20 protein-coding genes are annotated in these 19,743 nt (G+C 59.3%); 8 read left to right on the top strand and 12 right to left on the bottom strand.

What is annotated here, in order from left to right; genetic code table 11:
* Positions 1-5 precede the first annotated feature (5 nt).
* From HNQ99_RS12080 to HNQ99_RS12035, 10 genes are all read right to left on the bottom strand, one after another.
* Positions 6-377, bottom strand: coding sequence for a response regulator (locus HNQ99_RS12080; protein ID WP_184475915.1), 372 nt, complete (start codon positions 375-377; stop codon positions 6-8).
* A 15-nt stretch (positions 378-392) separates the two neighbouring features.
* Positions 393-953, bottom strand: a complete 561-nt coding sequence (locus tag HNQ99_RS12075) for a chemotaxis protein CheD (RefSeq protein WP_184476016.1) — start codon at positions 951-953, stop codon at positions 393-395.
* A complete protein-coding gene (locus HNQ99_RS12070; protein ID WP_184475914.1) occupies positions 950-1,954 on the bottom strand; it encodes a protein-glutamate methylesterase/protein-glutamine glutaminase in 1,005 nt (334 codons plus the stop codon). Before HNQ99_RS12070 ends, HNQ99_RS12075 begins: the two co-directional genes overlap by 4 nt.
* Positions 1,951-2,817 carry a CheR family methyltransferase gene (locus HNQ99_RS12065; RefSeq protein WP_184475913.1) on the bottom strand — a complete coding sequence of 289 codons (867 nt, stop codon included), beginning with the start codon at positions 2,815-2,817 and terminating at the stop codon, positions 1,951-1,953. The genes HNQ99_RS12070 and HNQ99_RS12065 overlap by 4 nt, the downstream gene beginning before the upstream one ends.
* Entirely contained in the window at positions 2,814-4,991 is a 2,178-nt protein-coding gene (locus HNQ99_RS12060) for a chemotaxis protein CheA (RefSeq protein WP_184475912.1), read from the bottom strand. Before HNQ99_RS12060 ends, HNQ99_RS12065 begins: the two co-directional genes overlap by 4 nt.
* Positions 4,992-5,005: 14 nt before the next feature.
* On the bottom strand, positions 5,006-5,290 hold the full coding sequence (locus tag HNQ99_RS12055) for an STAS domain-containing protein (RefSeq protein WP_184475911.1): 285 nt from the start codon (positions 5,288-5,290) through the stop codon (positions 5,006-5,008).
* A 22-nt stretch (positions 5,291-5,312) separates the two neighbouring features.
* Entirely contained in the window at positions 5,313-6,785 is a 1,473-nt protein-coding gene (locus HNQ99_RS12050) for a globin-coupled sensor protein (RefSeq protein WP_184475910.1), read from the bottom strand.
* 110 nt (positions 6,786-6,895) lie between these two features.
* Positions 6,896-8,389: a methyl-accepting chemotaxis protein gene (locus HNQ99_RS12045; protein WP_184475909.1), complete on the bottom strand. Its 1,494-nt coding sequence runs from the start codon at positions 8,387-8,389 to the stop codon at positions 6,896-6,898.
* A 278-nt stretch (positions 8,390-8,667) separates the two neighbouring features.
* Positions 8,668-9,783, bottom strand: coding sequence for an NAD(P)/FAD-dependent oxidoreductase (locus tag HNQ99_RS12040; RefSeq protein ID WP_184475908.1), 1,116 nt, complete (start codon positions 9,781-9,783; stop codon positions 8,668-8,670).
* Positions 9,780-10,721 carry an alpha/beta fold hydrolase gene (locus HNQ99_RS12035; protein ID WP_184475907.1) on the bottom strand — a complete coding sequence of 314 codons (942 nt, stop codon included), beginning with the start codon at positions 10,719-10,721 and terminating at the stop codon, positions 9,780-9,782. Before HNQ99_RS12035 ends, HNQ99_RS12040 begins: the two co-directional genes overlap by 4 nt.
* A gap of 50 nt (positions 10,722-10,771) precedes the next feature.
* On the opposite strand from HNQ99_RS12035, the gene HNQ99_RS12030 reads away from it, so the two are divergent.
* The 7 genes from HNQ99_RS12030 to HNQ99_RS12000 are packed head-to-tail and all read left to right on the top strand — an operon-like array spanning position 10,772 to position 17,791.
* Positions 10,772-11,245 (top strand): A24 family peptidase, encoded by a 474-nt coding sequence (locus HNQ99_RS12030; RefSeq protein ID WP_184475906.1) that lies wholly within the window; start codon positions 10,772-10,774, stop codon positions 11,243-11,245.
* A 50-nt stretch (positions 11,246-11,295) separates the two neighbouring features.
* Positions 11,296-12,303, top strand: a complete 1,008-nt coding sequence (gene cpaB / locus HNQ99_RS12025; protein ID WP_184475905.1) for a Flp pilus assembly protein CpaB — start codon at positions 11,296-11,298, stop codon at positions 12,301-12,303.
* 1 nt (position 12,304) lies between these two features.
* Entirely contained in the window at positions 12,305-13,804 is a 1,500-nt protein-coding gene (locus HNQ99_RS12020; RefSeq protein ID WP_407692318.1) for a type II and III secretion system protein family protein, read from the top strand.
* A 17-nt stretch (positions 13,805-13,821) separates the two neighbouring features.
* Entirely contained in the window at positions 13,822-14,466 is a 645-nt protein-coding gene (locus HNQ99_RS12015) for a CpaD family pilus assembly protein (RefSeq protein WP_184475903.1), read from the top strand.
* A complete protein-coding gene (locus tag HNQ99_RS12010) occupies positions 14,466-15,743 on the top strand; it encodes a P-loop NTPase family protein (protein WP_184475902.1) in 1,278 nt (425 codons plus the stop codon). Before HNQ99_RS12015 ends, HNQ99_RS12010 begins: the two co-directional genes overlap by 1 nt.
* Positions 15,744-15,784: 41 nt before the next feature.
* Entirely contained in the window at positions 15,785-16,780 is a 996-nt protein-coding gene (locus HNQ99_RS12005; protein ID WP_184475901.1) for a type II secretion system F family protein, read from the top strand.
* 15 nt (positions 16,781-16,795) lie between these two features.
* Positions 16,796-17,791 carry a type II secretion system F family protein gene (locus HNQ99_RS12000; RefSeq protein ID WP_184475900.1) on the top strand — a complete coding sequence of 332 codons (996 nt, stop codon included), beginning with the start codon at positions 16,796-16,798 and terminating at the stop codon, positions 17,789-17,791.
* Positions 17,792-17,880: 89 nt separating this feature from the next.
* On the opposite strand, the gene HNQ99_RS11995 is transcribed toward HNQ99_RS12000, so the two are convergent.
* Both HNQ99_RS11995 and HNQ99_RS11990 read right to left on the bottom strand, forming a co-directional pair.
* The gene (locus HNQ99_RS11995) at positions 17,881-18,360 is read right to left on the bottom strand and encodes an SRPBCC family protein (protein WP_221232677.1); all 480 of its coding nucleotides are present in this window, start codon (positions 18,358-18,360) and stop codon (positions 17,881-17,883) included.
* A 1-nt stretch (position 18,361) separates the two neighbouring features.
* The gene (locus tag HNQ99_RS11990) at positions 18,362-18,700 is read right to left on the bottom strand and encodes an ArsR/SmtB family transcription factor (protein ID WP_184475898.1); all 339 of its coding nucleotides are present in this window, start codon (positions 18,698-18,700) and stop codon (positions 18,362-18,364) included.
* Positions 18,701-19,479: 779 nt separating this feature from the next.
* Here HNQ99_RS11990 and HNQ99_RS11985 point away from each other — a divergent pair.
* Positions 19,480-19,656, top strand: coding sequence for a hypothetical protein (locus HNQ99_RS11985; RefSeq protein ID WP_184475897.1), 177 nt, complete (start codon positions 19,480-19,482; stop codon positions 19,654-19,656).
* Positions 19,657-19,743 lie beyond the last annotated feature (87 nt).

Genomic DNA, 19,743 nt, shown 5'->3' with positions numbered 1-19,743 from the left:
TTGCATTAATGACAGACGCGGCGGACGGCGGCAGCCAGCTTGACCGGGTCGAATGGCTTTACGATCCAACCGGTAGCGCCGGCGGCGCGAGCCCGTGCTTTCTTGTCTTCAGAGCTTTCCGTGGACAGGACCAGTATCGGGCGGTCGCGGTGGCGTCCGTCGGAACGGACAGCGTCTATCAGGCCAAAGCCGTCCATCCGCGGCATGTTGATATCGGTGATGATCATGTCGGGCGTATTGGCCTTCAACCAATCGAGCGCGGCAACGCCATCCTCAGCCTCGGCCACTTCATAACCATGTTCGGTAAGGGCGATGCGCAGCAGCATCCGCATGCTGGGGCTGTCATCGACCGTCAGTATTTTCGTTACGGCAGTCATGGGTTACTCCATTTGTCAGAACAGCTCGACGTCGCCCACGGACGCAGCTTGAGTGATGATAGGCCGGGTTTCGACCGGTACTTCCTCGGCAAGGACACGGCACCTGGCCTGACCTTTCACCGCCCGGAAATCGACCCGCCTGGCCGCATTGCCGCCCAAATTGCTGAAGGTCAGCGGGATACCGTCGCGAGCAAGGAAATTTATCGCAAATTTTGAATTGGCTGAGCCGATTTCCTGCATCCCCGCACGCATATTGGCTCCGCCATAGAGGTGCGCCTTGATGCGGCTGCGGGAGGCGCCTGCTTTCAACATTTCGTTGATCAGCAGTTCCATGGCATAGGCCCCGTAGCGTTCCGACTGTTCCCCGAAGGCAAGGTCCCCGCCGCGAGGTTCGGATAGCAAAAAATGGTTCATGCCACCTACTCCCGCCAAACCGTCGAACAGACAGGCGGCAACGCAGCTGCCAAGCACCGTCGTCAGGACCACGGCAGGATCGCTGGTCACCTGCGTCGTGCCCTGGATGACGTTGATCCGTTTTTCCGTATGGCCGCTGCTGGCTGGCCGAACCGTGGTCATGAATGACATTTTTCAATGATCCTCCCCGCCAGGTTCCCAAGAGGAAGGACATGGTTGGCCGCGCCCATCTCCACAGCGGCGCGGGGCATGCCGTAGACAACGCAGCTGTCCTTATCCTGCGCGAAGGTTTCACAACCTGAGTTACGCATTTCCAACAGGCCTCGAGCACCATCGCTACCCATCCCCGTCAGGATGACCCCAACAGCACGGGAGCCCAACACCTTTGCAACCGAGGTGAACAGCATGTCCACGCTGGGCCGGTGACCGCTGACCGGATCGGAATCGATCAGGCGGCAATAGGGCCGCTGAGCCGAATGCACCGTCAGGTGACTATTGCCAGGCGCGATATAGACATGGCCGTTCTCCAGAAATTGATCGGCTTGGGCCAGGCTGACCCTTGCCGCACAATGAGCGTCGAGGCGGGAGGCGAGAGCCCCTGAAAAGCTGGAGCCGATATGCTGGACTATAAGGGTTGGCGGGCAATTGACCGGCCACCCCTGAAGCAACTGGATCAGCGCCTCGACGCCGCCCGTGGAGGATCCGATCGCCACGATATTGCCGTTGGGACGGAATTCGGTCTGCACCCGCGCGACTTGCTGCCGGGGCTCCAGCCGGCGGATCTTGCTGCGGGCAGCATGCCGGACGATGTAGGAAAGCTCATTGTCGTTGAACGGCCCTTGCGGCTTGGCGTAACAATCGACCGCTCCAAGCTCCAGGGCGCGCATGGTCGTTTCGGCGCCTTTATGAGTAAGGCCCGATATCACCACCACCGGCGTAGGCCGAAGAGTCATGATCTTTTCCAGAAATTCCAGACCGCTCATGCCCGGCATCTCTATGTCCAGAGTGACGACATCGGGATCCAGATCCTTGATCAGCTGTCTGCCCTCAAGTGCGTTCGAAGCCATGCCGACGACCTCGATATCGGGATCGCGGTTCAGGCTTGCGCTCAGCAGCGCCCGCATCGTTGGGGAGTCGTCGACTACGAGGGCTCTGACAGTCATCTCTCAATCTTTCTGTATGTGGTCGGCCCGACCGGCTCGCAAAGCTCGGCCGCTGGTCCTACCAGTCGTTCGCTATGACCGATGTAGAGATAGCCGCCTGGCTCCAGTGCCGCGCACAGGCGGTCCAGAAGCTTTGCCTTGGTGGGTTCATCGAAATAGATCATGACGTTCCGGCAGAAGATGATGTCGAACATCCCTTTTAACGGCCAATCGCCCATGAAATTTAGCTGACGGAAGCGCACGAGGCTTCGGACCATGTCGGACATGACAATATTAGGACCGTCGGCATTTACCCAGTTCTGCCGGAGGCGCGGCGGCATCTCATCTGCTACATGGGCCGGGTACGTCGCCGCCTTTCCGGCCGCTATGACATGATCGGCAAGGTCACTCGCCAAAATGGCAATGTCGGTGGCGGCGATACGCTGAGCCAACGCCTTGTCTTCTCCGAGCAGCGTCATGATCAGGGAATAAACTTCTTCCCCGCTTGAGCAGCCCGCCGACCACATCCGCACCCGCCCCCCCGCCAAGGCGCGTTTGATGAGCCCCGGCCGGACCTGTCGAGCGAAGTGTTCGAAATGATGGTTCTCACGGAAAAATTTCGTGTGATTAGTGGTCAGCGCATTGATCGTGCGCCGCCGCTCTTCCGCATCCGAATTCAATATCCCGATATATTCGGCAAAGGTCCTGCAACCCCTCTCCCGCAGAAACTTGGTGAGGCGCGAATAGATGAGCATTGCCTTGCCCTCTGGCATGACGATGCCGGCGTCGGCATAGACGAGTTTCGACAGAGCCCGGAAATCTTCCTGGCTATAATCGAAATCGACTGCGCCCTCGAACGCGCTCTTGGCGGACAGTGCGTTCATGCCGCCTCGGCAAGCCTTGAACGGCCAAGTTCTGCCGCAACGACGCTTTCAACGTCCAGGATGAGCGCCACCCGGCCATCCCCCAATATGGTCGCGCCCGCGACGCCGCCAATCTGCTGGAAGTTGGTTTCCAGGCTCTTGATGACGACCTGACGCTGGTCCTTGATGGCGTCGACCATCAGTACCGAGTGACCGGCCGTTTCCGATTCGACGACTATCAGCACCGCTTCTGTGGGATCGGTCGCAGCGCCTTCTATCCCCAGACGGCTGCCGACATGTTGCACTGGTAGGAACTGGCCACGAACGTTCAGCATGAACTTGCCACCGCCCAAGCGCCGCACCTCTTGCTGGCTGGGCCGCAAGCTTTCAACGATGTGCGTAAGCGGCACCACGAGCGTCTGGTCGCCGACGCCAACGATCATGCCGTCAGCAATGGCCAGAGTCAGCGGCAGGGCAAGCGTGAAGGTGCTGCCATGACCAGGGCGCGATGAGATGCTGATGCGGCCGCCGAGCGCCTGCACATTCTGCCGAACCACATCCATCCCGACGCCGCGCCCGGAGATGTTGGAGACGACCTGCGCCGTTGAAAAACCGGGCGCAAAGATGAGGTTGTCGATTTCCTCGTCGGATAGCTGGGCGTCAGGTGCAATCAGCCCACGTTCAGCCGCTTTCGCAAAGACGCGCTCGCGATTGATGCCGCGCCCATCGTCCGAAACGCAGATAAGGATGCGTCCACCGCGATGCTCCGCGCTTAACCGCACCACACCTTCGGCAGGCTTACCTGCGGCAATGCGTTCCTCGGGCGTTTCAAGGCCATGGTCGATAGCGTTGCGGATAAGGTGGGTCAGTGGCTCTCCAATGCGTTCGACAACAGTCTTGTCGAGCTCGGTGCCCTCGCCGTCCACGTCCAGCCGCACCCGTTTCCCAGTTTCAGATTCCAGTTCCCGCACGATACGAGGCACCCGACTGAATACCGACCGGATTGGCTGCGCACGGATCGACATGGCGCAATCCTGAAGCTCGCGCGTCAAATGATCGAGATCGGCAACTTCGGCGATCTGGGTCATTCCCTGGATGGAGAGCTGCTGCGCCAGCATGGCCTGCGTGATCACAAGCTCGCCCACGGTGTTCACCAACCGGTCCAGCTTTTCGAGGTCAACGCGAATGGTTTGACCGGCCTTGTTCGAAGGCGGCGGAGGCGCGGCGGAAGCGGATCCCGATATCGGCATCTCTTCCTTCGGCGCGCTTATTGCGGCGGAAGCCTCGATCGCAGGCGCGGAAGCTGTCGAGGTATCCACCGCGGCGGCAACCGGTTCCGGATCCGAAAGGACCATCGTTACGAATTCCGGCTCTTCAACGATGGGCTCGGCATCGACTTCTTCGATACGAAGTTCCACAGCCGGGCCGATAAAATCGAAAATGTCCGCGACGTCGCTGCGGGCGACACTAGAGGGAACGCGATAGTGCCATTCCAGATAGGTTGCTTCCGCGTCGAATGCATCCAGATCCGGTATATCATCGACATCCACGTGAACGCAGCGCGCGCCAATATCCACCAGCCCGCGCAGTAGCAGCAGCGGTTCGCTGCCGTTCATCATGGCAGCGGGCAACGGGCGAACGATGACCAGCCACTCCTTGTCCGTCGCCGCTTCGGCGACTTCCACTTCCGCAGCGGTTTCGGGCTGATCCAGCGAATTAAGCAGGCCGTCGAGGTCGAAATCCAGACCTGTGATTTCCGGCAAGGCGAGCTCGACGGGAACCTCGGCACTTTCCTCCGCCATATCTGCCGGTGCGCCCACCGATTCCGCTATTTCTTCCAGCTGACGGCTCATGTCCGCATCGTCAGGCGTTTCGCAATCGCCCTTGATCGCGTTCACATGGTCCGTGAGAATATCGAAAGACTTGAACAATACGGTCAGGAGTTCGGGCGTCAGCGGCCGGTCACCGTCACGGACCTGAGCCAGTACGGTTTCGAACTTGTGCGTATAATGCTGAAGCGCTGTAAAACCGAAGGCCCCGGCGCCGCCCTTGATGGAATGCACTGCGCGGAAGATGCTGTTGATCGCATCGCTATCCTGCGCGTTTGACTGGCAGGCGATCAGGCCGGTTTCGGCGCTGGCCAAACCTTCATCGCATTCCTGAAGGAAGATAAGCTGGATGTCGTCCTGGTTCATGTCCCTTGGTCCCCTCAAAGCGCCTGAACGGCGTGACCGGAAAGATGACGCTGCAATCCCGCGATCCGCACAGCGCCGGCAAAGGCGTCGCTCGGTTCCGCAATGGCGAATGACTGTTCCCGCCGAACCGAGGTCAGCGCCGCGCTCACCAGAAGTTGCAGGCCGCACTGGCCGATCTGGCGCACCTTGGCAGCGTTGATGATGAGACCGTCATTGCCTCCCAGTGCGTCCGACAGCTCCAGCGCGAGACCGGTCGCAACAGTCCGGTCGATTACGTCGGGCAGATTTATCGTCTTCATGGTCTATCCCCCCTGTTCTTGATTATCCCGCCCGGCGCATACGCGCCGTGGCTGTCCGGCCCGGCATACGGATATCCGGCATCGCGCCGCCGCCAATTTGGAAGCCATTGACGATCTGGGCCAGATGTTCCGCCTCCGACGCAAGGCTTCGCGCAGCCGCAGTGCTTTGCTGCACCATGGCGGCATTTTGTTGAGTGTTCTTGTCCATCTCTCGAACGGACTTGTTCACCTGTTGAAGGTTGGTTGCCTGGCTTTCGGTGGTGGCCGAAATTTCGGACACCAATGAGCGGACCTCACCGATCTTCACCACAATATGGTCAAGCATCTCTCCCGTGCGGCCGACGAGGCGCACGCCATTTTCGACCTGACCCGAACTGGAAGCGATCAGCCCCTTGATGTCACGGGCAGCATCGGCAGAACGCTGTGCAAGCGCCCGAACCTCATTGGCCACGACCGCAAAGCCCTTGCCCGCATCGCCGGCCCGCGCCGCCTCGACGCCTGCGTTGAGCGCCAGCAGGTTGGTCTGGAATGCAATGCCGTCGATGACGCTGACGATATTGGCGATTTCGGCCGACGATTTCTCGATGCCGTCCATCGCGCCGATCGCTTCCTGAACGATTTCGCCGCCAAGAGTTGCTTCGCGTTCGGTTTCCGTCACCGCCGTGCCGGCTTCCACCGTGCTCTGGGCGATCTCCTTAACCGAGCTTGTTACCTGATCCATGGCCGCTGCCGTCTGTTCCAGCGCCGAGGCCTGCTGTTCCGTGCGGCGGGCAAGGTCCTCACTGGCGTCGCAGATTTCCGCAGAGCCGCTATGGACACCTTCCGCGCTATTCGCGACGGAGCCAAGGACGCCACACATCTGTTCGGCCATGGCATTGAAATCGGCGGCGACCTGCGCATAGCCAGCGGGAACATCGTGCAAGCGGACGGACAAGTCTCCATTCGCCATTTTCCTCAATGCGCCGGCCATCTGCTGCATGACATGCTCGCGTTCGGCCCGCTGTGCCTCGAAATAGGCGGTAAGAGCGATGTCCAGGTCGAGCAGCGCGGTCTTCACCAGGGCGGCGATGCGCCTGGCGACGGCCTTCTGTCCCAAGGGACCTGCAACACCACTGCCGGCGGCTGCGGCGATAAGCTGTTCCAGCATCAGGGCATAGCCGCCGATGTACAAGCTCGGCTCCAACCCGATGCTGGAATGGATCGTTCCAATTCTTTCAGCGCCCTCATAAGAATGGACAGATGGAGGGCCAGAAAAAAGCCCGTCCCAATGATCCGCCTGCTTCGTGCTCGCCTGCTGCATTGCTGAGCGGGAGGGGAAATGGCGACTGGCTTCCGGCGTTGCGGAAACCCGGTCATAGAACCGGTCCAGCGCGGCAGGTGCGTGACGCCCGATCAGCTTTCTGATGGCTGGGAACTGATCAAAGTCGTTCCTGCCAAAGCCGTAGAAAGCAAGCCGACGATCCAGCTTCTCCCGGGCACTTGCCTCGCTTGTCATATTTATTCCCTCTAATTTTCAGTCAGCCAGGATAACGGCTGCAGGGGTGAGTTCTTGAAAAACCAGTGCCGAAGGGGGGCGACGTGCACAGGGCACCTCGCCCCTCACTTTCAGAACTCTGTCCAGTCCTCGTCGGCCGGTGCAGCCTTGAGGGCAGCGTTGCCGTTGAACGCGGCGACCGCGACTGGGGCAGCCGCAACCTTGCGGACGGCTTTGGGCCCGGAAACAACCGCTTTGGGCGGAGCGCGGCGGGCGGTGCTTGCGTGCCGTCCGACATTGAAGCTGCTGATGAGCTTCAACAGTTCATTGGCTTCCGAAGCGAGGCTTCGAGCGGCGGCGGTGCTTTCTTCAACCATAGCGGCATTTTGCTGGGTCGAACGATCCATGTCGCCCACCGCGCTGTTGACCTGCTGCAGATTGGCGGCTTGGCTTTCGGTAGAGGCGGAAATGTCGTTGATGAGACTCCGGACTTCTCCGACCTTCGCAACGATACGCTCCAGCATCTGGCCGGTCTGGCCTACCAGGTGCACGCCGCTTTCGACCTGCTCGGAACTGGTAGTGATTAACACCTTGATGTCGCGGGCAGCATCGGCGGAGCGCTGAGCGAGCGCCCGCACTTCGTTGGCGACCACCGCAAAGCCCTTGCCTGCATCACCTGCCCGCGCCGCTTCGACGCCAGCGTTCAACGCCAGCAGATTGGTCTGAAAGGCTATGCCGTCGATGACATTAATGATCTGCGCTATTTCCTGCGCGGACTTTTCAATGCCGTCCATTGCAGTCACAGCTCGCGAGACGGTCTGCCCGCCGTCTGCCGCTTCCTTGTGCGCCTCTGCTACTGCCTGGTTCGCGCTGATCGCACGCTGAGAGATTTCGCGAACGCCGGAGGTCACCTCATTGGTGGCAGCGGCGGTTTCTTCGAGGGACGCGGCTTGCTGCTCAGTACGGCGGGACAGATCCTCGGCCGCAGAGCTGATCTCGTTGGAACCGATGTTGATGCTGTCCGCGGTTTCCCTGACGGCGTGAAGCATCTTGCCCAGCTCTGCGATCGCCTGGTTATAATCGATGCGCAGCTGTTCGAATTCGCTGGGGAACGGGGTAGCAATATTGTGATCAACCTGGCCTTGAGCAAGGCGACGAAGGCCATCGCCCAGCGCCAGGACGACGCCATCGAGCTTCCCGCCTTCCGTGCTGGCTGTGCGTTCCCGATCCTGTGCCAATTCGCGAAACTTCACCATCGCCCGGGAAAGACGCCCGACACAGTCTTCATGATCGGTACGGGAAATCTGGATGTGGAGATTGCCTGCTGCCAGCGCCTCCAGATCTTCGACCGTGGATACATAGGGGTTCGCAATTGCGGCACGCATATACCAGGCGGCGGCAAAGCCACCAAGGACACTCAGCGCACCGAACAACGAAGCCCATCCGGACATCCCGTCATAGATAGCCTGAACCGCACCCAAATCCTTTGTGGCAAGCGCGTCGCCAAGCTGTCCATGACCCAAATAGGCCATTAGCGCCGATACGAAGATGAGCGAGCAGAAAAACCCGAAGGCGACCGTCAGCTTTTGACGAATGGGCGCCTTTGTCGCGAACCATGTTATCATTTATTCATACCCCCTCCGACCGCCTCCCCACCGCGGCGTGGAAAGCAGTTCTCAAAGACAATGGTTAACAGGACGTTAAGCCCTACCGGACGCCCAGCATTCCGGCGTCATCGACAAGATCGGATCAAACTGGGAAAGCTTTAGAGAGAGCACAAAAAAGCCGTTCGGTTTTTCGCCGCGGAAGGCTGTTGTGCTTTGGGGGAGAAGGCGCCGAAGTCTCAGTACCCGGCCAAACAGGGCCATTTATTCAGACGAAAGGCGAGGCCACCTGGCCATCTTCACTCGAACCTTCCGGGATCGTAGAGATCCGAATCGACTGGTGCAAGCGCGGCAGGGCGAGGCATGTCCAGCAGCAGCGATGCTCCGAGCTTCGCCCCGGCCGGAGCCGTCTGGATCCCGAACCCGCCTTGGCCAGCGAACCAGAAAAATCCCCGCGCGAGTGGATCGAAGCCGTAGACCGGCAGACGATCAGGGGCGAAGCTGCGGAGGCCCGCCCATCTGCGTTCGACGGCTTCGACTTTCCAGTCGACGACCTCCTCAAAACGAGCAATCGCCTCCGCAACATCCATCTCCTCGGCGGCAGCGTCGCATGGATCGGTCGGAGACTCATCATGGGGGCTCAGCCACAGACGGCCTGAGCCCTCGACTTTGAAATAAAAGCGACCGGAAATGTCGACGATGAGCGGCAAGTCTGCAGGTGGCGACGGGTTGGTGCGCAGTTGAACCACCGTCCGCCGAAGCGGCTGTATTCCGATGGGAGCGACCCCGCATAGGCGCGCCACCTCGTCGGCCCAAGCGCCAGCAGCGTTGACCAATATGCCTGCTCGGACAACACCTGCCGAAGTCTGCAATTCCCATTCATTGCCGGCTCGCTGGGCGGCCAGCAGACGGGTGCCCGAAGCAAGCTCCGCCCCCGCCTTTTTCGCGGCGCTCAGATAAGCCGCATGTAGACCCGCTACATCGATGTCGCTCGTACTTGGTTCGTCAATCCCGTGAATCCAATCGGGACGAATGCCTTCAATGCGCTGTTTGACAGCCACACTGTCCAACGGAGCAAGATCTATGCCCAGACTGCCATATTCCCGCAAAAAAGCTGAGATCGCACCCGCATCTTCTTTCCGGCCGATGTGAATGGCACCACGCGCACCAAGGAAGGATTGCGCCGAAAAAGCAGGCTCGGGCGCACGCAGAAAAGCACCCGAAGCAGTGGTCAGGGGCTGAACGCCGGGACCTCCATAGCTCTCGCTCCAGAAAGCAACAGATCGCCCGGTCGCATGATAGCCCGGCAGCGCCTCCATCTCCAGCAGCAGCATCGACACATAAGGCGCCACCTCCGCCGCAAGGCTCGCTCCGGCCATTCCCGCGCCTGTTATGACCACATCATAATATTTCATCGGGCCGGAGCCACTTCGTCAAAAAAGGCATCAATGCGAGCCAGCGCGTCGGACCGTATCGGATCCGCCTCCCGCAATATTTCATGTGCCGCCATCGCCCCATAGACATGAAGGCGGCTCTGCCCGATCCGGGCAGCGGCGCGACGGATGGAGCGAATGTCGACCAGCCGATCCCTTTCCGCCGCCAATATCAGCAGCGGCGTCGTTATGCGTTCCAATGCGTCCGACTCTTGCAGTATCGACAGGGAGCTATAGGCTTCATTCAACCAATGCCAACTGGGCGGACCAAGTTTGAGGTCCGGCCTTTCCTGATGCCAGAACATCTCGTCCGCATAGCGTTCATCGCAATGGGTGAGCAATGCCTGCCGGCCGGATATTCCCACCCCGGGCTTCTCCATATCCTTCCAGGCTCGTCTGCCAGGATCACCGAAGGCGCACATCAGTCTAGCAATGCAGGCGCCGAGCCAAACAGGGACGGGACCGCTGTTTATACCGAGCATTGGCGCCACAGCGACGGACGCATCTGGCTGCACACGCGTATTTTCAGACAGGCCCCGGATCAACAAATGTCCGCCCATGCTGTGCCCGATCATGACATGCGGGCCGGCGCGCTCAGAAATCCATTGGCGGAAGAAAGCAGCCAAATCTTCAAGCAGCACATTAAATCCGCACTTCGAGCGATTGCCGGAGGAGGAGCGGCCCGATCCCCCTTGTCCGCGCCAATCGAAACTGCTGATGTCCCATCCCGCGGTATGGAAGTGCCCGAAGGTCTCCAGATATTTTTCGAACATGTCGCCCCGGCCCGTGAGGAACAGTAACGAACCACGCCCTGCAGCAGGCCAGGTGAAACGACGCAGAGGCCATCCATCTGACGCCTGCCAATAATCAATGACGGTGCCTTCGGGATAGAACCGGCCAGCCGGCGTAAAGGGATTCATAAAATCATGGTTACGGTTTGGTAAGGCAAATCGTCTAGTCCATTCTCGCCATGGACCGTCAGTTTTTCATCCTGACCCTCGTAGCGGCGCTTTCCGCATTGTTGGTCATAGCCGCCTTTACGGACATTAAAAGCCGTATCATCTCCAATCGCCTGAATATAACCGTAGCCGCGCTCGCTCCCTTATTCTGGATCGCGACCGGGCTTCCATTGTGGCCAGGCATGTTCATCCAGATTGTGCTGGCCACCATAATCTTCATTTCATTCGCGCTCATGTTTGCTTTGGGCTTCATGGGTGGCGGCGACGTCAAGCTGTTGGGGGCGCTTGCGCTGTGGCTCCCGCTCCAACCAATGATGACCCTGTTGCTGGTCATGTCGATACTGGGGGGGGCGGTAACCGCTGTCACCGTGCTGCATCACAAGATCGGCCGCCATACTGGCCGCCCTGAGATACCCTATGGGGTTGCGATAGCACTGGCCGGCCTGTGGGTCGTTGGCGAACGTTATTTTAACCATTTTGCGTAAGAACGGTCGGCAAAGACATATCGACCCGTCTTTAGGAGGCGAAATTCGTCATGGATGGTAAGAAGATCATTTTGCTGGCCGGCGCGCTGATCATTGCGATCGCGACCGCGTTCATGGCTCGGAGCTTGCTGGGCAATTCCGGCGCGCCTCAGGCGACCGCCGCTAACATGCAGCCTGCTCTGGATGGCCCGCAAGTATTGGTCGCAACCCGAGCGCTGCCTGTAGGCACGATCATTGAACCGGACAGCTTCCGCTTCCAGCCGTGGCCGAAGGAGTTGGTCGAGCAGGTCTATTTCTTGAAAGGCGAGGCCGATCCGGCGACGCTTACTGGAACGGTCGTCCGCAATGCGATTACGGCCGGTCAGCCTGTAACGCAGGGATCGCTCGTAAAGCCCGGCGACCGCGGCTTCCTTGCGGCAGCGCTTGGCCCTGGCATGCGCGCCGTTACGGTTCCAGTCTCCGCCCAAAGCTCCGTGGCGGGTTTCGTCTTTCCCGGTGACAGGGTCGACCTGGTGCTGACGCAGACGGTCGCAGGCGGCGGCGATGGCGAACCTCTCAAGGTCTCCGAAACCATCATGCGCAACCTGCGTGTGCTCGCTACCGATCAGCGTACCAACGCTGTGGGTGAGGATGGCAAGCAGCAGGTCGTCACCTACTCCAACGTGACGCTGGAAGTGACCCCTAAAATCGCCGAAAAGATTGCAGTCGCGCAAACCATTGGTTCGCTTTCCCTGTCGCTTCGTTCGATCGCGGACAATGCGGCTGAACTGGAGCAGGCCATAGCCGCTGGCGATGTAGATGTCCCCGAAGGCGACGACCCCGCTGCTGAAAAGCGTATGATGCTGGCAGTCGCCAGCCGCCCCGTCGACAAGGGGTCCACCTTCGCAACCGGCGCCGACGTGTCACGCTTCCAGCGCCGCTCGGTCCCAGGCAAGTCCGCCGAGGGTAGCGGCGGTACTGCAACAAGCGATGCCACAGGCATGATGGCCGTCGCCGGTCCCGTCGTTCGCGTCGCACGCGGAACCGCAGTCACTGTGGTTCCGGTCGGAGGGAAATAAGATGAATGTCATGAAGACCAAAATTGGCCGCGTCAGCGGAACCGCACTGGTCGCCACTCTGGCCTTCGCCTCCGGGCAGGGAACGCCGGTGCAACTCGCCTCCGCCCAGACGCGGGCGAGTATCGGTCAGGACGCTCTGGTGCTCTCTGTCGGCGGCAGCCGGGTGGTGAACCTATCCGCTCCGATGTCGGACGTGGTGATCGCCAATCCCGAAGTCTTGGACATTCACGTTCGCTCGGAAAAGCAGCTCTACCTTATTGCCAAAGCGCCGGGTGAAACCAACCTGTTCGTCACCAGCAAGACCGGCAAGATCCTCTATTCGGGTACGGTCCGGGTTGGCAACAACCTGTCCAGCGTGGATCAGATGCTTGGCCTCGCCATGCCGGAAGCCAACATCCAGGTAAGCACGATGAACGGCCTCGTTCTTCTGACTGGCACGGTCAAGGCGCCCGAGGACGCAGCCGAAGCCGAACGTCTGGTGCAGGCTTTCGTCGGCAAGGATGTGCAGGTCGTCAGCCGCCTTCGCACGGCCACACCGTTGCAGGTCAACCTCCAGGTCAAGATTTCCGAAGTAAGCCGCAGCTTCGCGCATAAGATCGGCACGAACTTCATGAGCGCCGATAGCAGCGGCGGCAAGGTGCTGGGCAATATTGGCTCGGGCACGCGCAATTTTGCAAGTTTCGACGCGGATAGCAATGTTTGGACATTCACCAACCCCACCGATGGCACCACCTCCATTGGCGGCGTCGCGCGCCTGCTCGGCATGGACATCGCGGGCGCGCTTGATCTTGCCGAAACCACTGGTCTCGCCACCACACTGGCGCAGCCCAACCTGACTTCGCTTTCGGGCGAAACCGCCAGCTTCCTGGCGGGCGGTGAATATCCTTATTCGGTTTCGAACGGCCTTCAGGGCAATACGATCGAATTCAAGCAATATGGCGTGCAGCTTGCCTTCACGCCCACCGTCCTGTCTGACGGCCGCATATCGATGCGCGTCCGGCCAACGGTGTCGGAACTGGATTTTTCCATCAACTCCAACGTCCCCGCGCTCAAGAGCCGGTCGGCGGAAACTACAGTGGAACTGGGTTCAGGCCAAAGCTTCATGATTGCCGGACTGCTGAACAACAGCACGGCCAATAATGTCGACAAGGTTCCGGGGCTGGGCAACATTCCCATCCTGGGTAGCCTGTTCAAGTCCAAAAAATTCCAGCGGAATGAAACCGAACTGGTGATTGTGGTCACGCCTTATCTGGTGAAGCCCGTGAACGCGCAGGACATACGCTTGCCGACCGACGGCTTCCGCAACGCAACGGATTTGCAGGGCCTGCTGCTTCAAAAGCAAAGCGACGGGGTCAGCGGCGCAAAGCGTCCTGAACCGACGGTCGAACCTGTTGCTCCGGCCGCTCCACAAGTCGGATCGGCCCCGCCCGCCGCCGTTGCAAGCGAACGCCGCAAGCAAACCGCAGACACCGGCAAAGTTTCGCCCGGCTTCAGTTTCTGATGGGAAGGACCTTTTTGATGTACAAGCCTCTCCTAAAGCGGGCTGCGGCCCTGCCCCTCCTGGCGGTATTCATTTTACCGATGGCAGCATGTCAGGCGCCCATCAATCGCGGCATGGATTCGGTCCATCAACCGGTGGTCAGCCGCTCCGATTATGTGTTCGACGTCTACCCCACCCCTGGCGGCGACTTGCCTGCAAGCGAGCGGGAACGGCTGGACGGCTGGTTCACTTCAATCGATCTGACCTATGGCGATCGCGTTTCCATCGATGGTGAGAGCAGCACCGCAGCCAGGGCTAGCGTGTCCCAGTTGCTGGGCAATTACGGCCTGCTGTTGAGCGACACGGCCCCAGCCACCGCCGGTTCAGTGCCGGGCGGCGCGATCCGTGTCATTGTCAGCCGTTCGACGGCAAGCGTCCCTGGCTGCCCCGACTGGCGCAGCACGCAGGAAGGCGACCTTATCGGCGGAACGTCCAGCAATTATGGCTGCGCTACCAACGGCAATCTGGCGGCCATGATCGCCAACCCCCAGGATCTGGTGCTGGGTCAACCCGGCGCGATCAGTCGCGCACCCACTGCCGCGACCAAGGCTATCAAGACCTATCAGGACAAAGCCAGCACCGGCGCTGGCGATCTGAAGACTCTGACAGGAGGAAGCAACTGATGAACGCTCCCTGGAGACCCGGCGGCACGGCGGCATTGCGTGATGCGTTCAGCGCCTTTGTGTGTGACGACGCCAGCTTCGACCTTGTCCGCAGCGTTTGTGTCGAAATGGGATGGCCGCCCGAAAAGGTGCACAAGGGCGGGCTGCGAAACGCGGTTCAGTCGCTTTCCGTGTCGGCCAGCCCGAACATCCTGTTCGTGGATATGTCGGAATCGGGTGACCCGCTCAACGACATTAACGGGCTTGCCGAAGTGTGCGAGCCAGGGACGGTGGTTATCGCTGCTGGTCAGGTTAACGACGTACGCCTTTACCGCGACCTCGTGGCCAGCGGGCTGCAAGATTATCTGCTGAAGCCCTTTGGCCCGGACCAGCTTCGCGAAGCCTTTGCGCAGGCACAGGCGGTTTTCAATGCACCCAAGATCGTTGACGTCTCGAATGAACGTCCGCATCTCACCACTGCCGTGATCGGCGTACGGGGCGGTGTCGGCGCTTCGAGCATCGCCACTTCGCTTGCGTGGCTGCTCAGTGGAAAGGCGGATCGCCTGACAGGCCTTTTGGACCTGGACGTCCATTTCGGCACCGGGGCGCTTGCCATGGATCTTGAGCCCGGACGCGGTCTTACCGACGCCATTGAAAATCCCAGCCGCATCGACGGACTGTTCATCGAGCGGGCAATGGTGAAGGCCAGCGAGAAACTGGCCATCCTTTCAGCAGAAGCGCCAATCAGTCAGCCGATGTTGACCGACGGCGCGGCATTCTTCCAGCTTCAGGAGGAATTCCGTGGCGCCTTCGAATGCAGCGTCATCGACCTGCCGCGCAACATGCTGATCCAATATCCGCATCTTATCAACGACGTGAACGCGACAATCGTGGTGACGGAATTGACTCTTGCGGCTGCCAGGGACGCAATCCGCATCCTGTCCTGGTTGAAATCCAACGCCCCCGGCACCCGCGTGATTGTCGTCGCCAATCGCGTGCACGCAACCGCGCTGGAAATCAGCCGCAAGGATTTCGAACAGTCGATCGAGCGCAAAATCGATATATTGATCCCGGCCGACCCCAAGCTGGCCGCGCAGGCGGCAAAACTCGGCAAGACGCTGGCCGAAATCGCCAAGGCATCGAAGGTCGGCCATGCTTTGGAAAGCGTCATGGCGTTGGCGCTGGACTCGATCGACGAGACCAGCGCGCCCACGGCTTCTGAAAAGAGCGGAAAGTCGCTTCTAGGCAGGATCACAGATCTCAAATCGATCATTCCCGCCAAGACAAAGAAGAAGTGAACTATAGTGGCCCTACGACCGGAAAATAGCGGGACCTGAGCATGTCGAATGTGCAATTCATCCTGTTGATAGCGGCGTTGACGAGCATTCTTTCGTTGCTCGTTCTAGCGTTTTCAGGGCCATCGGCTTCGAAAGCGCAAGTCCGTCGGCTGGAGGTTGTGCGGATTCGTCACAGCGAGTCAGGAACGGCCTTTGTCGAAGCACAGATGCGCAGGGCAATATCCAACATGCCCAAAACAGACGGGCTGCTGACGTCGCTGATCCCCAATCCAGAAACGCTGCATAAGCGGATCAAGATGACAGGCAAAAGCTGGACCCTGACACAATATGCAAGCGCGAGCGCAGGCATTGCGGCGGTTGTCATGTTGCTCCTGCTACTGCGAGGGTGGGCACCGCTGCTGGCGATCTTCCTCGGCCTTTTTGCGGGCCTCGGACTTCCACACATGGCTGTGGGTCATCTCATCGGCAAGCGGACCATGAAGTTCACGGTCAATTTTCCAGACGCCCTGGAATTGCTCGTCCGTGGCCTCCGTTCCGGCCTGCCTATTTCCGAAACGCTGGGGGTCGTCGCCAATGAGCTTCCTGGACCTGTGGGTGAAGAATTCAGGATGATCACGGAGCGGATCAAGATCGGCCGAACGATGGATGCAGCACTTCAGGAGACAGCCGACCGCCTTGGCACGCCGGAGTTCCAGTTTTTCGTGATCTCTCTCGCTATCCAGCGCGAAACTGGCGGTAACTTGGCCGAAACGCTCTCTAACCTGGCGGATGTGTTGCGCAAGCGGGCGCAGATGAAGCTGAAGATCAAGGCGATGTCTTCGGAGTCGAAGGCCTCCGCTTACATTATCGGCGCTCTGCCTTTCATTGTCTTCGGGCTGATCTGCTACATAAACTACGACTATATGGCTCCCTTCTTCACAGGGGATCCCCTGGGGTTGTTCGGCCTCGGTCTGATGCAGATCATCGGCCTTGGCGGCCTGATGTGGATGTCGATAGGTGCCTTTATCATGGCGCAGATGATCAATTTCGAGATCTGAGGGAGAGGAAAAAACATGCAAGCCACCCCTCCCCCCGGGACCACGATCATGGGTCTGACCGGCACTGACGTCGGTACGATCCTTGCCGCCCTGGCGACCTTTGCGGTCCTTGTCGCCATCTATGCAGCGTCCACGGTGCGCGATCCCATGGCACGGCGGGTCAAGTCGCTCAACGAGCGGCGTGAACAGTTGAAGGCTGGCATTACCGCTTCAACCGCGCGCCGCCGCGCAAAGCTCGTCAAGAAGAACCAGACCACCGACACCATGCGGTCATTCCTGCAAAATCTGAAGGTGTTGCAGGACGACCAGTTGAAGGAGGCTCAGGTCAAACTGGCCCAGGCCGGCATCCGGTCCAAGGATTGGGCCATTGCCATTATTTTCGGACGCATGGTCCTACCCATCTTTTTTGGCGGCACCGCTGCCCTGTTGATTTATGGGGTCGATTTCTTTCCGGATTGGACCACCTTCAAGAAGTTCGGCGCTTTCGCAACCATATTGATTCTGAGCTACAAAGCGCCTGATCTGTTCATTGACAACAAGGTTTCAAAGCGCTCCGCCGCCATCCGCAAGGGCTTGCCTGACGCCCTCGACCTTCTTGTCATTTGCGCCGAAGCCGGCTTGACCGTCGACGCAGCGTTCAACCGCGTCGCAAAGGAACTGGGCAAGGCCTATCCGGAATTGGGTGACGAATTCACCCTGACCGCGATTGAGCTGAGCTTCCTCACAGAGCGGCGGCAGGCATTTGAAAATCTCGCGACCAGAGTAAAGCTCGATGCAGTGAAGGGCGTGGTTACGACCATGATCCAGACCGAAAAATACGGCACGCCGCTAGCCTCGGCTCTCCGCGTGCTTTCGGCCGAATTCCGCAACGAACGCATGATGCGTGCGGAGGAAAAGGCGGCACGCTTGCCAGCCATCATGACCGTGCCGCTGATCCTGTTCATTCTGCCGGTGCTCTTCGTTGTGATTTTGGGGCCTGCAGCCTGCTCGATCTCAAAGGCCTTTTCCTGAGGGCAGCTGACGCGAAGTCAAGACAGGGTTGCACCGCCCTGTTTTGACTTCGCACAACAACGGCATGCGGCATTTCGACGCGAACTCGCCTAGGAACTCAAACTTGCCGCATATTCCTCAAGCTGAGTGATGCAGGTGTTCCATCCGTCGAAGAATCCCATTTCTTCATGACTATCGCGCGCGGCTTTATCGCTGTGCATAACATGCGCCACATAACGGGTGCCCTCCCCTTCATCCGACATCGTGAAAATGGCCGTCATGGGCATCCACGGGGTTGTCGGCCGCCAATTTTCGACCAACATGCTGGTCATTACAATCCGCTCCATCGGCTTTACTTCAAGAAAGGAGCCGGGATTATCGCTCTCCCCTGCGTCGGGTCCCCGCATGAAGGTATGAAATGAACCGCCGGGCTTCATATCAAAAGCCCGGACTTCGGTGGTCCAGGGCTTTGGACACCACCATTGTTTCAGATGTTCGGGGTCTGACCAGGCCTGCCAGATCAAGCGGCGTGGCGCCTTCAATAGTCTGGAAATGACCAGGTCCAGTTCCTTATCGATCACGGCCATCATGCTACTCCTTTTCCTTTGCAGCCAGAGCCTCGACATAGTCTGCAAGCCGTTCGGTCCGCGCCTCCCACAGCGCGCGCTGCTCTACGACCCACTGTTCGGCGGCCGCGAGCGGCGGTTTCTTGATCCGGCACATCCGGACCCTTCCTGACTTTTCGGACTGCAGAAGCCCGCTTTTCTCCAGCACTGTTATGTGCTTCATGAAGGACGGAAGCGCCATATCGAAGGGCGCGGACAGTTCCTTTACCGATGCAGGCCCCATACCCAATCGCTGTATCACCGCGCGGCGGGTCGGATCGGCAAGAGCACCAAACACATGGTCGAGAGACGGATAGTTTTCCATTTGGCTAACTGTCTTCCAAAGACCCGACTTCGTCAATACACATTTACAAACGGCGGAACCCTCCTTGAGTCCGCCCGTTGATCCTGCACCCCTCAACGCCAATCACTGGACATTGTCATGATCAGGAAACTGCTTTTCACCGCCGCCGTCGCTTATGTAGGAAAGAAAATCATGGACTCGCAAAAACGCCATAGCGGCGGCAGCAGCGGCAATAATTCGAGGTTCATGAACAAGGCTGGCATCACCCGCACCGACACCGGCGCAAACACAGGCAGATCGAATGCCGGCAGCTCGGATGTCCGAGGCCACCAACCAACAGACCTGATGTCGGATCATCATCCAGGTCCAGAGGATCGCGCTCCCGAAGCCTTCCGGCCTGACCCTACCGCGCCCTTGTCTGCCGAAGATCGAGAAGCAATGCGGCCAGCCACAACACCTGTGAACTTCAGGAGCGAATAGATCAGGAAATCAGTGCCGCGGTGCTCACGATAATTCCTCTCAGGATGCCCCTCCTGTCACAATATTCCAACGGTCCATCAGCGGCGTGACATTCATGCAACGGAAATCGCGTCCAAATGACCATTGTTTGTGGGGATTTACATACAACTCGTTGCTTTTCCTCAATAAACATAAAAAGTTTTCCACAGGAGTTCCACTTTATGCTATCAGAGTCGCTGTACGGAGGCTGTGCCAGCAGCCGATGTCAACGTCTCGCATAATGAAAATAGATATGCATAAAACTAATGAGGCGTGGCCACATGTCGAAGGAGAGGAACGGCATGGACTTGAACTATCTTTTTTATCGTCAGCAGATGTCACTGCTGCGCGCCAGGACCGCCTCTAGCCCGGAAAGCCGCAGGGCCCACGAAGGGTTGGCCCGGGGTTATACGGAGCAGATCCTGGCTTACCGCAACAACAATCGCCTGCTGGAATTGGCTGAGCGCGAGAACGCCTGAGGAGGCGCAGCAACGGCTCCCCTCCCCCTTCCCCCTTTGGGGGGGGACGCCACCTATTTGCCCCTCTGAATTGCCTGCAATTAAAGC

This window comes from Rhizorhapis suberifaciens, assembly GCF_014200045.1.
Classification (GTDB): domain Bacteria; phylum Pseudomonadota; class Alphaproteobacteria; order Sphingomonadales; family Sphingomonadaceae; genus Rhizorhapis; species Rhizorhapis suberifaciens.
The sequence above is the reverse complement of the archived record's forward strand: the minus strand, read 5'-3'. Positions and strand labels throughout refer to the sequence as shown.